10 protein-coding genes are annotated in these 13,807 nt (G+C 56.2%); 5 read left to right on the forward strand and 5 right to left on the reverse strand.

What is annotated here, in order from left to right:
• Nucleotides 1-82: 82 nt before the first annotated feature.
• The 4 genes from IEX74_RS10240 to IEX74_RS10255 form a co-directional block, all read right to left on the reverse strand.
• Nucleotides 83-3,031 carry a DNA gyrase/topoisomerase IV subunit A gene (locus IEX74_RS10240; RefSeq protein WP_188813716.1) on the reverse strand — a complete coding sequence of 983 codons (2,949 nt, stop codon included), beginning with the start codon at nucleotides 3,029-3,031 and terminating at the stop codon, nucleotides 83-85.
• Between the two features lie 236 nt (nucleotides 3,032-3,267).
• Nucleotides 3,268-3,636 carry a hypothetical protein gene (locus IEX74_RS10245; RefSeq protein ID WP_188813718.1) on the reverse strand — a complete coding sequence of 123 codons (369 nt, stop codon included), beginning with the start codon at nucleotides 3,634-3,636 and terminating at the stop codon, nucleotides 3,268-3,270.
• Nucleotides 3,637-3,707: 71 nt separating this feature from the next.
• Entirely contained in the window at nucleotides 3,708-4,166 is a 459-nt protein-coding gene (locus IEX74_RS10250; RefSeq protein ID WP_188813720.1) for a hypothetical protein, read from the reverse strand.
• A gap of 43 nt (nucleotides 4,167-4,209) precedes the next feature.
• Nucleotides 4,210-6,120, reverse strand: coding sequence for a DNA topoisomerase IV subunit B (locus IEX74_RS10255; RefSeq protein WP_188813722.1), 1,911 nt, complete (start codon nucleotides 6,118-6,120; stop codon nucleotides 4,210-4,212).
• 238 nt (nucleotides 6,121-6,358) lie between these two features.
• Here IEX74_RS10255 and IEX74_RS10260 point away from each other — a divergent pair, with 238 nt between their 5' ends.
• The 4 genes from IEX74_RS10260 (at nucleotide 6,359) to IEX74_RS10275 (ending at nucleotide 10,401) form a co-directional block, all read left to right on the forward strand.
• Nucleotides 6,359-7,561 (forward strand): AI-2E family transporter, encoded by a 1,203-nt coding sequence (locus IEX74_RS10260; RefSeq protein ID WP_188813725.1) that lies wholly within the window; start codon nucleotides 6,359-6,361, stop codon nucleotides 7,559-7,561.
• A gap of 77 nt (nucleotides 7,562-7,638) precedes the next feature.
• Nucleotides 7,639-8,100, forward strand: coding sequence for a ferritin-like domain-containing protein (locus IEX74_RS10265; RefSeq protein ID WP_188813727.1), 462 nt, complete (start codon nucleotides 7,639-7,641; stop codon nucleotides 8,098-8,100).
• Nucleotides 8,101-8,298: 198 nt separating this feature from the next.
• A complete protein-coding gene (locus IEX74_RS10270) occupies nucleotides 8,299-9,780 on the forward strand; it encodes an exonuclease domain-containing protein (protein WP_188813729.1) in 1,482 nt (493 codons plus the stop codon).
• 198 nt (nucleotides 9,781-9,978) lie between these two features.
• Nucleotides 9,979-10,401 carry a hypothetical protein gene (locus tag IEX74_RS10275; protein ID WP_188813731.1) on the forward strand — a complete coding sequence of 141 codons (423 nt, stop codon included), beginning with the start codon at nucleotides 9,979-9,981 and terminating at the stop codon, nucleotides 10,399-10,401.
• A gap of 11 nt (nucleotides 10,402-10,412) precedes the next feature.
• On the opposite strand, the gene IEX74_RS10280 is transcribed toward IEX74_RS10275, so the two are convergent.
• Nucleotides 10,413-12,023 (reverse strand): hypothetical protein, encoded by a 1,611-nt coding sequence (locus IEX74_RS10280; protein WP_188813732.1) that lies wholly within the window; start codon nucleotides 12,021-12,023, stop codon nucleotides 10,413-10,415.
• A 128-nt stretch (nucleotides 12,024-12,151) separates the two neighbouring features.
• Between IEX74_RS10280 and IEX74_RS10285 the strand changes: the two genes are divergently transcribed.
• Nucleotides 12,152-13,729 carry a hypothetical protein gene (locus IEX74_RS10285; protein WP_188813734.1) on the forward strand — a complete coding sequence of 526 codons (1,578 nt, stop codon included), beginning with the start codon at nucleotides 12,152-12,154 and terminating at the stop codon, nucleotides 13,727-13,729.
• Nucleotides 13,730-13,807 lie beyond the last annotated feature (78 nt).

Here is a 13,807-nt window from a genome sequence, read left to right on the forward strand (position 1 = left end):
AACGCCCCTATAAAACCTAGATTTTCTCAGACCAGGACACGCAAAGAAGAGCCCCGGTTTCGTTGCCGGGGCTCTGCATTTGCTAGAACAACTTGAGCTGCGACTTGGGGCGCCGCAGCAGCGCTTGTGACTGCGCCACCTCTTCGGCCGTTACTTCCACTGGCCCGGCCAACTCCGGCAAATCGGCGGCTGTAGTGGCGGCTGGTGTTGGTCGCGGAATGGTGGCGGGGCCGCGGCGCTTGGCGGCTTCCCGGCGTTCGGGCTCCGGGCCTTCGTCGGTGAGCAGGTTCACCGCGTGAATCTTGAAGTAAGCTAGCTTGTTGCCCATCGCCTTCCAGCCTTTAACGTCGATAAACTCTTGCAAGAGAAGCGTTTCCGTTTCCTTGTCGGCTTTCTTATCGCGCTGGAGCTTCACTTCTACCTGCGGCTCGGCAAAGCAAGTGACGCACAAGAGCTTCGAGCCTTTACTTTCCGAAATGAAGGCGAAGCGCTTGTCTAACGTGGTGGTTTCTACCTTGAACCGCTTTACGTAGTGAGTTTTTGTTTCTCCTTCTACGTACACCGCGCTGATCACCGTATCGGCTTCCAGCTTGCGCATCAGCATGATGTTAGGCACATCAAAGTGGTGCGCCGGATCAGGCGACTTGAGTTCGTAAGTACCATCTTTGTGCACCAGCAGAATGGTATTGTCCGTGTCGAAGGCACCTAGGTAGCGGCCGTGTCCGGCGGTATTCAGGCGGCCCGTTACCTCGTCGAAGAACGTTTCGCGCCCACCTAGGGTCGAGTCGCCGCGGCTTTTCTGCGTGATTTTCTTGATGGGCTGCTTGGTCACGATGTTGCCCATCGAGCCCTTCCCTTTAATAGCTAGCTCGGCAAAGTCGAAGTCGAACTGCTTCACGCGGGCCGGCGCTTTGTCGGACAGCTGTATCATCACAATTTCCGACTCGGAGTTAGGGTTCGCCGTGAGGTACAATGTCTTAGTACCTTTCGTGCCCTTGGTGAGGTCGTAGGCTTTGTCGCGGGTGATGCCGGTGACGAGGAAGCGCTTAGCGAAGCTGATGCCCGAGGCGCCGTCCTGGTAGATCATGTTGTACACCAGCCGGTCGTCGTTCTTGTTGTAAACGCCGACGTGCAGAATGTCCTTGCCCACGAAGGTCTTCTCCGCAATCTTGGTCACGATAAAGGAACCGTCGCGGCGAATAGCGATGATGTCATCCAGGTCCGAGCAGTCGCAAACCGTAACGGCCTTTTCGTCTTTTTTGAGACCGTAGCCGACGAAGCCATCCTGGTAGTTGACGTAGAGCTTCTGGTTAGCCACGGCTACCTTCTGGGCCGTCACCACGTCGAAGGTGCGTAGCTGCGTTTTCCGCTCGCGGCTTTGGCCGTACTTTTTCAGCAAGCCTTCAAAGTACTGAATAGCGTAGCGCGTGATATTGGCCAGGTGGTCGGCCACTTCAGCTAGCTCCGCTTCGAGGCGCAGAATATATTCTTCGGCCTTGAAGCCGTCGTACTTGGAAATGCGCTTGATGCGAATTTCTGTTAGGCGCGTGAGGTCTTCTTCCGTGATGGCGCGGCGCAGCACAATGCGCGTGTCGTTGGCCTTCACCTTCTCGCCATCAATGCGCACAAACTTCTTCAAACCTAGGTCAATAGTCGCGAGAATGTCTTCCCACGTCTCACATTCCTCGATCTTGCGGTAGATGCGGTTCTCGATGAAGATCTTCTCCAAAGAAGCTGAGTGCCACTTCTCCTGCAATTCGTCCTGCCGGATTTCCAGCTCGCGCTCCAGCAACCGCACCGTTTTTTGGGTGCTCAGGCGCAGCATATCCTCCACGCCTACAAAGTGCGGCTTATCCTCAATGATAACGCAGGTGTTGGGCGAGATGCTGATTTCGCAGTCGGTGAAGGCGTAAAGTGCATCCATCGTCAGGTCCGGCGACACGCCTGCGGGCAGGTGCACCTGAATCTCAACGTCAGCCGCCGTGTTGTCGACTACCTTCTTGATTTTGATCTTGTTAGCCTCCGACGCTTTCACGATACTTTCCATCAGCGCCGTGGTGGTGGTGCCGTAGGGAATGTCGCGAATGACGAGCATGGTCTTGTCGACCTTCTCGATGGTAGCGCGCAGACGCAGCTTGGCGCCGCGCAAGCCTCCGTTGTAGTTGGTGATGTCGCAGAGGCCGCCCGTCGGGAAGTCAGGGTATAGCTCGAAATCCCGGCCACGCAGCACATCAATGCTAGCTTTGCACAACTCGCGAAAGTTGTGGGGCATAATCTTGGTGCTCAGGCCGACGGCAATACCTTCTACGCCTTGCGCCAGCAGCAGCGGAAACTTGACGGGCAGCGTAACCGGCTCGCGCTTGCGACCGTCGTAGCTCAGCTGCCACTCCGTAATGTCGGGGTTGAACACCACATCCAGCGCAAACTTCGAGAGCCTGGCCTCGATATAACGCGGAGCCGCCGCGCCGTCGCCGGTGCGGATGTCGCCCCAGTTGCCCTGGGTTTCAATCAGCAGATCCTTCTGACCTAGGTTCACCATGGCGTCGCCGATGCTTGCGTCGCCGTGCGGGTGATACTGCATCGTCTGGCCAATGACGTTGGCAACTTTGTTGAAGCGGCCATCATCCATCTCCTTCATAGCGTGCAGAATACGCCGCTGCACAGGCTTCAGGCCATCTTCAATGGCCGGCACCGCCCGCTCCAGAATCACGTAGCTGGCGTAGTCCAGAAACCAGTTCTGGTACATGCCGTTCACGGTTGCTACATCGTGAATCGTTTCGCCGGGAGCAAACCTAGGTTCTTCTTCCGTTGCTTCGACAATTGGCTCCGGCTCGGTTACCGTTTCAATCTCCGCCGACGATTCGGCCAGCAGCTCGCCGGTTTCACTTACCACAAGCTGCGCTTCTTCAGCGGCAAAGTCGGCATCTGCCGGAGCAGCCGGCTCGGCCCCAAACTCAAAGGAGTCGCCAGCACCAAACAGGTTGGGCTGCTCTTCGTGGTTTGGGTCCTGGGGGTTTTTCTCTTCTGACATAAAGGGTGTGGCAGGGGCCACGGTTATTGTTCTTGTACCTCTCTCCCGACCTAGGTGGTTGGAAGGACTATTCATTAACTAAGTCGCAAGCGACCAATAGTAGCCGAGAAGCTACTAAAATACTCACAGCCGTAACCGTGTAATTCACTCAGTAATTCCGGCTTTTTAAAGTCCGCTTCATTCCGCGAAACGAACAAACTGGTACTACTTTCTCCTTTTGTAAGATCAGCCTTTATTTAGGCATAAACCAAAGCGTTCTGCGGAGTTAAGGTATGAATGCGCTGGGCAGTTTTTGCACCAACCAGGACTTCTGTGATAAGAGGCAAAAGAGTTGCTACGCGAGAAATCCTCTCAGTTGTAGCAAACAAGCTTGCTGTCTGCGACTTAGTTCGAGCTAATAATAGCTCGCGTAATAAGCTGCCAAGACGTTCCATATCAGCTGTAACAACTCCGGTTTCCCGTAGGTGCTGCTTCATTTCCTGTCGGACAAATTGCTCGGCCGCCAGTCTCTCTATCCGCCTGCTGCCCAATGTTTGAAAGACTTCCGTTAAGCAATAAACAGGTACCAGGAGCTGCAAGACGTTTTGTTCGGCGGCTTGCAGCAACCGCTCACATGCGCTTTGCTCATGCTGAGGGCTAGCTCCAAGATAAAATTAGACTCGGCATATACCTTCATCTAGGCGGCTTCTTGTTGAATATCGCCGTGAAATATGGCCGCGTGCAAACCCAACTTTACCACCCATTGCTGATTCGGATCTGCCAACAGCTCTTCCTCAGATTTGAATTGCGTAAACATCAGCCAGGAGTAAACTAGGGAAGCTAGCTCTACCCCGTCCAACTGCCGCAAAGGGAAGCGGTTCGTATCCAGCTGACGGCTTAGCACAGCCGTTGAATCAGCGCTAAACACTTCACTGCCTTTACCAAGCTCACCGGGCGTAAACAGAAGCATACGTTCCGGAGTGACCAACAGAAAGTAGCAGTCAAAGTGTCCGTATTCACTACGTACCTCATAAGACCACTCCAGATCTAATTCATTCACCGGATGAAGCGGCCTAGCTTTCACCTCCACCAACAACTGGAGCTGCTGGTCAGCCGAATACACCATAATATCGGAGCGGAGGTGCAGATCATTCATGGCAGTATGTTGAGAAACGTTGCGTAGTGTCTGTGCTAGGTGCTTAGGCTAAATCCGCTTCGGCGACTTCCTCCACGGGCAGTATGTCGGAAGTAATCAGGTCCTTTTCTAAACGCAGGTTTTCAATGATGAATTCCTGACGCGCGGGCGTGTTCTTGCCCATATAATACGTCAACACCTGCTGAATCGAGCGGTCCGATTGCAGGATAACCGGCTCCAGGCGGATGTTCTCGCCGATAAACTTGCCGAACTCATCCGGCGAAATCTCTCCCAGCCCTTTGAAGCGCGTGATTTCAGGGTTGCGACCTAGCTTGCGCATGGCGGCTTGCTTCTCCTGCTCGTTGTAGCAGTAGATGGTCGTCTTCTTGTTGCGCACGCGGAACAGCGGCGTTTCCAGGATATAGACGTGCCCATTGCGGACCAGATCGGGGAAGAATTGGAGAAAGAACGTGAGCAGCAGCAGGCGAATGTGCATCCCGTCCACGTCGGCGTCGGTGGCGATAACCACGCGGTTGTAGCGCAGATACTCAATGCCTTCTTCGATGTTCAGGGCGTGCTGCAAGAGGTTGAACTCCTCATTTTCGTACACCACTTTCTTCTTCAGCCCGAAGCAGTTCAGCGGCTTACCGCGCAGGCTAAACACGGCTTCCGTCTCCACGTTGCGGCTCTTGGTGATGCTGCCCGAAGCGGAGTCGCCCTCGGTGATGAAGAGCGTGGTGAGAGCTTCGTTCTCGTGCTTGTGGTCGTCGAGGTGCAGGCGGCAGTCGCGGAGCTTGCGATTGTGCAGGTTGGCTTTTTTGGCGCGCTGGTTAGCTAGCTTTTTCACGCCGGCCATGTCCTTCCGCTCCCGCTCGCTTTGCTCGATACGCTTTTTCAGCGCTTCGGCCGTAGCGGGGTTCTTGTGCAGGAAGTTGTCGAGGTGCTCCTTCACGAAGTCCAGGATGAAGCCGCGCACCGTTGGGCCGTCCTCGCCCATGTTGATGGAACCTAGCTTCGTCTTGGTCTGCGACTCGAACACGGGTTCCTGCACCCGCACCGAAATAGCGGCCACAATGCTGCCACGGATGTCAGCCGCGTCGTACTCCTTCTTGTAGAACTCGCGCAGGGTTTTCACCACGGCTTCGCGGAAAGCCGCCAGGTGCGTACCGCCTTGGGTGGTGTACTGACCGTTCACGAACGAATAATACTCCTCGCCGTAGTCGTTGCCGTGGGTGAGAGCTAGCTCGATGTCGGGCGCTTTCAGGTGAATGATCGGGTAGCGGCGGCTTTCCTCGTCAATTTTACGAGCGAGCAGATCAAGTAGACCGTTTTCGGAGTGGTAACGCTGGCCGTTGAAGTTGATCGTGAGGCCCGCGTTCAGGTACACGTAGTTCCAGATCTGGTTTTCCAGGTACTCCGGAATGAAGCGGTAGTTGCGGAAAATGGTATCGTCGGGCTGGAAGGCGATGAGCGTACCATTGCGCTGGGAGGTCTTCACCGGCTTCGGGTCCTGCACCAGGTTGCCCTGGTTGAACTCCGCCGACTTCATCACGCCGTCACGCACACTTTGCACCAGGAAGTAATTGCTAAGCGCATTGACAGCCTTGGTACCCACGCCGTTCAGGCCGACCGACTTTTGGAACACCTTGGAGTCGTACTTGCCGCCGGTGTTGATCTTGCTCACCACATCGACCACTTTGCCCAGCGGAATGCCGCGGCCGTAGTCGCGCACCTGCACGCGCTGGTCGGAAATCTTGATGTCAATGGTGCGGCCGTGGCCCATCACGTGCTCATCGATGCTGTTGTCAATAACCTCTTTTACGAGCACGTAGATGCCGTCGTCGTAAGCTGAGCCGTCACCTAGCTTGCCGATGTACATGCCGGGCCGCAGCCGGATGTGCTCGCGCCAATCCAGGGAGCGGATGCTGTCTTCGGTGTACGCGTGCTGGACCAGGGGAAGTTGTTCGTCAGCCATCAGAAACTACTAATTCAAATTTGAGGTAAAATAACGCAGAAAATCGGCTTTTTCCCGACCGACTTCGTAAAGCCGGACCAAAGAAGCAGCTTAGAAAAACGCGTTTGCTAAAGACTAATACAATTGGCAAACGCTTTTCCTAAAACCCGCTACCGAGCTTCGCAGTTCATTCGAAACACTCAAATATAGCCAAAAACCGGCTATTCTCCTCTCTCCCTGTATCTAATTCTATTAGCCAATGCTACCAACTCCTAACAATTTTAACACGCCGCGCCACTCCAACCCTCCCATTGAGATAAAGCAGTCGGCCGTTGTTCATTACACCTTCCTGCTCATCGGCCTTTCGCTGCTGGTGTTTGTGCTCCACCGGCTCGACGACATTCTACTCCCGATCTTCTTTTCGGGGCTGCTGGCTGTGCTGCTGTTGCCGCTTTGCCGGCGCTTTGAGAATTGGGGACTTCCGCGCACCCTCGCTATTGTCGTTTGCCTGTTGATAGTCATCCTGGCAGTTGCTGGCTTGTTCTACGTCTTTGGTTCTCAAATCGTGCAGTTCCGCGACGAGCTGCCACTTCTGCAAGAACGCCTAGCGCAGTACTTCGACCAGGTGCAACAGATGCTAAGCGCCCGCTTTGGCTATCAGCCAATTAGCAAAGATCAGTTCATTGATCAATCGTTGGATTCGCTGAAGACGCGTGCTGGCGGCTGGCTGGGCACCACGCTGAACACCACCACCTCGGTGCTGAGTGTGGTGACGTTGATTCCGATTTATATCTTCTGCTTGCTCTACTACCGCGACCATATGCGGCAGTTCATGTTCCGCTTTGTAGCCCCCGACAAGCGCACGTCGGTGCTGCACACTATCGACAGCATCCAGAACGTCATTCAGGCATATATCACGGGTTTGCTGACGGTTATCGTCATTGTAGCCGTGCTGAATGCCATTGGTTTGCTGGTACTTGGGGTGAAGTTTGCCATCTTCTTTGCCGTGTTTGCCTCGGTGCTGGCCGTCATTCCCTACATCGGCATCTTCATCGGGTCGGCGCTGCCCACGCTAATTACGCTGGTTGAAACCGGCTCGCCGCTGCGGGCGCTCGGCGTGGTGGGCGTATTTATGGTGGTGCAGTTTCTGGAAGGCAACTTCATCACACCGACCATCACAGGCTCGAAGGTGAGCATCAACCCGATGGCAGCCATTATCGCCCTGATCCTAGGTGGCGAGCTTTGGGGCACGCCGGGCATGATTCTGAGCATTCCGCTCACGGCCGTGCTGAAGGTCATTTTTGACTCGTCGAAAGCTACCGAGCCCTGGGGTTTCCTGCTCGGCGACATTGCCGCGGGTGAGGACACGAAGAAGGACAAGTCGGATGATAAGCCCGGATTTTTTGCCCGCATTTGGCAGCGGATTCGGGGTGAGCACGCAACCTCAAACGTACGTCGGTAGTATACTCCCTCAACCAGCACAGTAGAATGATGCTGAGTTAGTTTTGAACCCAACTCTCTTCATAACACCCAACCAAAATGGCTATCAACGAATCAACTGCCCGCGCTTACAACGACCTCGTAGAAATCAACGAAACTGGTGCGAAAGGCTACCAGGAAGCCGCTGAAGGCGTAAGCAACCCCCAGCTAAAATCGCAACTGGCCCAGTACAGCCAGCAGCGTGCTCAGTTCGCTTCGGAGCTGAAGCAGCATGCTAAACAATACGGCATTACGACGGAAGGTGGCAACACCATTGAAGGCGTGCTGACGGATGCTGCCGCTGCCGTTCACCGGGGCTGGATCAACCTGAAGTCGGTCGTAACGGGCCAGGACGATAACGCCATCCTGGGCGAGTGCGAAACTGGCGACGCTACGGCGCTAGAAGCCTACGAGCAAGCTCTGAAAGCTGCTGACCTGCCCGCCGAAGCTAAATCAGTGATTCAGCAGCAGCACGGCCAGATTCTGGCTGCCAAAAACAGCATTACGTCTTTGAAGCACTAGACTCAACCTAGGTTTTCATACTAATATAAAAGCGGTTTGCTTCGGCAAGCCGCTTTTTTTGTGTGCAGTAGCAAACCATTTGCGCTGAAACAGACCTAGGTTTCTGGCTAGCGCACTGCCGCGCTTTGCAACCTTCTGGTAGGCTATCTTTGTTAGCAATACCTAGCCTATTTTTTTGTCCTTGCTACCGTCTCGCTTTTGTACGCTATAGTTGACCTGGAAACCACCGGCGGGCAGCCCACCCAAGACCGGATTACGGAAGTTGCCATTTACATCCACGATGGCACGCAGGTCGTGGATCAGTATTCGACCTTGTTGAATCCTGGACGGCCTATCCCCTTCTTTATCACGCAGCTCACCGGCATCACCGACGACATGGTGCGCGACGCGCCCAAGTTTCACGAGGTGGCCCGCAAGATTGTGGAGCTGACAGAAGGCTGCGTGTTTGTGGCCCACAACGTGCGCTTCGACTATTCTTTTCTGAAGAAGGAATTTGCGGACCTAGGGTATAACTACTCGCGCAAAACGCTCTGTACGGTGCGCCTGAGCCGCTCGCTCATTCCGGGGCAACCTAGCTATAGCCTGGGCAAGCTGTGCCAGAACATCGGGATTCCGTTGGAAGGCCGCCACCGCGCCGCCGGCGACGCTGCCGCTACGGCCATCTTGTTCGACCGGCTCCTGAAAATAACGCAGCAGGAGGAAGCCCTAACGAAACCCAGTATTAGTGCCGCCGAAACCCTGGCCGCCGTGGATGCAACGGCGCCCAGCGGCCAGAAAAAAGCCAAGCAGCCTAGCCCGAAGCGCGTGGCAGCGGTGCAAGAGGCAATCAAAACGGCTTTGCTCCCACCCAACATCACGCCGCAGCAGGTGGCGGCTTTGCCCCAGGAAGCGGGCGTGTATTACTTCCACAACGAGCAGGGCGAAGTGATTTATGTGGGCAAGAGCATCAACATCTACAAGCGGATTCAGCAGCACTTTGCCATCGATTATAAGTCGCGCAAGAGTCTGGAGTTCAAGAACTCTATTTCGGATATTACGTGGGAATTGACGGGTTCGGAGCTAATCGCGCTGCTCTACGAATCGCACGAAATCAAGCGCCTGAAGCCACTTTATAATCGGCAGCAGCGCCGCTCGGTGTTTCCAGCCGGCATTTTCCTGCGCACCGATGAGCAGGGCTACAAGCGCCTCTACTACGGCCGCGCCGACGACCACGCGGCCTCGCACCCGCTCATTGCGCTCACTAATCAATTTAAGGCCAAAGGCTTTCTGTTTCACAAGGTTGCCAAGTTCAACCTATGCCAGAAGCTCTGCGACCTGTACAAAACGCAAGGCGCCTGCTTCGACTACCAGGTGCACCGCTGCAAGGGCGCCTGCCTAGGTTTGGAAGCACCTGAGGAGTACAACAAGCGCGTGGAAGAAGCTATTGAGTCGTTCACCTTCGAGCACAGCTCGTTTGTGGTGATTGGGCAGGGCCGCACGGAGCTGGAAAAAACGGTGGTCGTCGTCGAGCACGGCCGCTACCTAGGTTTTGGCTACGTGGATGCGGAGACGTTTTCGGCGCGCAGGCTGGCTGATTTCAAAGAGGTCATTACGCGCTACAACGACAATAAGGACGTGCAGCAGATTATTCGCCAGTACCTGCGCACCAAGCACAAAGACAAAGTCAAGATTTTCAAATAAATACTATTCCCTGGCTACTCTTTCAACAGCTCACGCCTACGGGAGAAGCACCTAGGTTTTCCCTGAAACATTCTAATTTTATCCTGTTCATAGGCAATTAGCCGCTTAAAAGTACTACTTTGTAACTCCGCTCTTTTCTGCCTCTTTGCACGTTCCTGCCTCTGACATCAATGTGTACTTTTTTAAGCGTTCCGCGCGATGCTTGCTTTGCGTTATCCGACTCACGAGTCTCTTTATTTTCATAACAGCCTGGCTAGCATAATCGAGCATAGCTTCGGATACGTCCGAATCGACTGGCACCCGGTCGTGATTCGCAGCGGTGAGCTGCACGAGGTGTATGGGCAAGTCTTAACGCTGCTACGCGAATCAGGCCTCAACAGGATTTTATCCGATCATCAGCTCCGGGCTCCACTCATGCCCGACGATCAGCGCTGGATAGTGACCGATTGGGTGCCTAGGGCTGTGCGGGAGTGCGGCTACGCCCGCGGTGCCCTCATGCAAGCCCACGATGTTATCAGCCAGCTGACTAATCGCCGCATAACGGATCAGCTACCTGACCGGCCTCTTATCCGTTATTTCGACGACCTCCACCTGGCGGAACGCTGGCTTTTGGAAGCCTAAGCAAACCTAGGTCAGAACAGGCGGTGGCGCAGCAGCCAGCCAGCCGCGTCGAACTCCTGCGCGCGTGGCTGGTACGGTTCCACTTTCAGACCTTTGACAGAGCCGTTGATGGTGTTTCCGTCGCCGCTGTCGTACACCACAATGTTGGTGAAGCCAGGTTTGTCGGAAGCATTTTGCGCTTTCACCACATCTTGCCCGGCTCCGTCGTAAATACCTAGGGCAAAGCGTGCAGCAGGCAGCCCGTGCAGCTCAAACACATCGTTGCCGCCCAGCCCGAAGAGCTTGATAGAGCGGGTCTGGTGCGCATCAAATGTGCGCTCATTGAGCAGACTATCGCGGCGGCCGGCTTGCAGGGCAAATACGCGCACGCGCACCTGCCACTCATTCAGCGGCTCCAGCACAAACCGCTCGGCCAAGTCGGTGCCGGGCAGCTCTACGTCGCGGGCCAGCAGCTCATAGAACTTGGCCGCTACGGCGGGCAGCTGCTCGCGCCGCTGCCGCAGCTTGGTATCGAATTCTTCGCCGGCCAGCGCGTACACCTGCCGGGGCCACACCGTCAGCGACTGCCGGATCACGGCATCGGAGAGCTGCTGGCGCATCGAGTCGGCTACTTGCCGGAAGTCGTCGGCCGTGAGGTAGGCTAACAGCGACTTATCCATCGGCAGCGCGGCGCGGTTGAGCCCTTCCACATCCTGCAACCGAATTTTGCCGTGAAAGCTTTGATAATTGGTTTTTATCCAGCTGATAACGCGCGTCAGCACGCCGTCGTCGAACTTGAAAAAGGCATGGTCCCGGTCGCGGGGAATGGCCCGGTACACGGTGCCGCCCGCCGTCGGAAAGCTAGCCCACCGCCACTGATCCTCGCGCCGGCTCCAGTCGCCGAGCCACATATCAAACAGGCGGGCCCGCAGGTATTGCCGCGCATCGACGCGGTAGTGGTGACTGTAAGCTAGGTTGGTAAACGCCTTGCGGGAGCTTTCGACCCGCGCCGAGCGGCCGAAGTTGGGGCTGTCGCGCTGGTCGCCGTCGGGGCGTTCTTCCAGCAGATATAAAGCATTGGCAAAGCTAGGTCGGAACTCGCCGAGCGCCGGGTCGTCGGGCACCCACACCAGGCGCGGATTGGTGTAGTACACGCCGGCCGCCTTTGCCAGCGGCGGCACAATATAGGCTCCATATGGGTTAATTACGCTGGTCTGATCTTTCATCAGATTGGCAATTAACCCTTTCTGAAAGCGCACGGGCAAGGCTTTGGTGGCGTCCTTATCGACGGACCGGAGCACGTACTCCACATCGTCGCGGTCGATCAGCCGGAGGTTCTTGGTTTGAAAACTGCCGCCTTCCCGCACCGGCGTGAAGCCACCCGGCACGGCCGTGCGCAGGTTGAACACGCGCGCCGGTACGGGCACGGCCCACAGCTTCCGGTAGTGTTTTCCCCAAAAGAGCTGGTGCACAGCGCTGCGCATGTACTGCGGTCCGGCGGCCACCTGCACCGTCGAATCGGGGCCGATGGCAGGCAGTGGCCCGATGTGGGCAGCTGGCGCCGAGCACGAGCCGCACAGCAGCCCACACCACAGAACCATCACCACAGAACCGCTCCAGGAACAAAAGGAAAAAGGAAGCACAGGTACTAGGATAATGCACGCCACACGGACGGTCGCTCTTATACCGCAAACCATCGGGCAGCGGTTGTACTATTATCTTTTATCGTTCCGTTGCGTTGAAGCTGTTAAGCTGCGTTTTTGATCTTTACATGGTTTTTCGGTTACTCTTCCTCCTCCTCTGCTGGCTGCTGGCTGCTGGCTGCGCCCGACAGAATTTCTTTCAGACCGATGCCCGCGTGCCCGGCGCGGCCCCGCTCGCGCCCACCGCTGACAGCGTCCGCGTGACGGCCGGGCGGCACTACAAGGCCAGTGGGTTCCACACCATTTTCTTCGGCCGGCACTACCGCCAAGTCTGGACCACGCCCGTGACGGTCCCGGTGCTGAATCTGCAAACGACCATAGCAGGCGGTTTGCGGGCCGGCAAGCTAGGTGGTGGGTTTCAGAGCACCAGTATGACGCTGCTCGGCAACAACGGCCGTGAGTACGCGCTGCGCACCCTCGACAAAGACCCGTACAAGACGCTGCCACCTTTTCTGCGCAAAACGTTTGTGCTGAACTTAGTGCGCGATGCTACTTCGGCCATCAACCCCTACGGCGCCTTTGTGGTGCCGCCCCTGGCGCAGGCGGCCGGGGTGCTGCACACCACGCCCCGCCTTTTGTACATCCGCCCCGACGAGACAGGGCTGGGTGAAAATGCACCTAGGTTTCAGGGCAAGGTGGCTTTGCTGGAAGAAAAGTTTGACGGCAAAAACAACCTGACGCCCGCTTTCGGCGACGCCCAGGATCTGCAAGACAGTGAGGACGTGCTGCGCGCTCGTTATCAGGAACCTAGCTTTCAGTTCGACCAACTGGCTTTTGCCCGCGCCCGCCTACTCGACATCTGGCTCGGCGACTGGGACCGGCACGAGGGGCAGTGGCAATGGGCGGTGTACAAAGAGAAAGGCCGCACGCTCTACCGCCCGGTCCCGAAGGACCGCGACCAGGTGTTCTACCGTTTCGATGATGGGCTGGTGCCATGGCTGGTCAGCCGGCCGTTTATTGTGGGCAAGCTGCGCACGTTCAAACCCCATTATGAGAACATTCCTGGCCTGGTCAAGAATGCCCGCTTCATTGATGAGCGCGCCTTGAATGAAGTGACTGACCAGCAGTTTCAGCACCTAGCTTCCGAGCTGCAAACGCGGCTTTCCGATGATGTTATTCAGGCAGCTTTGCGTCATTTGCCGCCGCCGGTTTACGCCTTGGAAGGTGAGCGCACGGCGGCGTTTCTCCGGGCGCGCCGGGCTGCCTTGCCTGCGGCGGCCCGCACCTACTATCGCAAGCTAGCTCATCAAGTTACCATCGCCGGCACCGACCAGCCCGAGCGCTTCGTGGTGCAGCGCCTCACCGATTCGACCACGCTGGTCAGCCTGTACGCCCTTTCCGACAAGGCACCGCTACTTTACCGCCGCACGTTTCGCACCGCGGAAACCAAACTCATCACGCTACATGGCCTAGGTGGCGAGGACGTATTTGAAATAACCGGCGACGTAAGCCGCAGCATCCGCGTCGACATCTTCGGCGGCCCAAACCCTGATACTGTGAAGGACACTTCGCACGTGCGGCGCGGCGGCAAAAAGACGTATTATTATGACACGCGCCGCGGCAACACGCTGGAAGCCAGCGCCACTACCCGCGACAAAACCCACAAAGGCGTGCAAATGCACGCTTACGACCGGGAAGGAGACTGAGATGGTGAGATAGTGAGGTGGTGAGTTTAGTGTTCTTATTGCGCATATAAAACATCAAACTCACCACCTCACTATTTC

It is taken from the genome of Hymenobacter cavernae (assembly GCF_014641455.1).
In the GTDB taxonomy this organism is placed as follows: domain Bacteria; phylum Bacteroidota; class Bacteroidia; order Cytophagales; family Hymenobacteraceae; genus Hymenobacter; species Hymenobacter cavernae.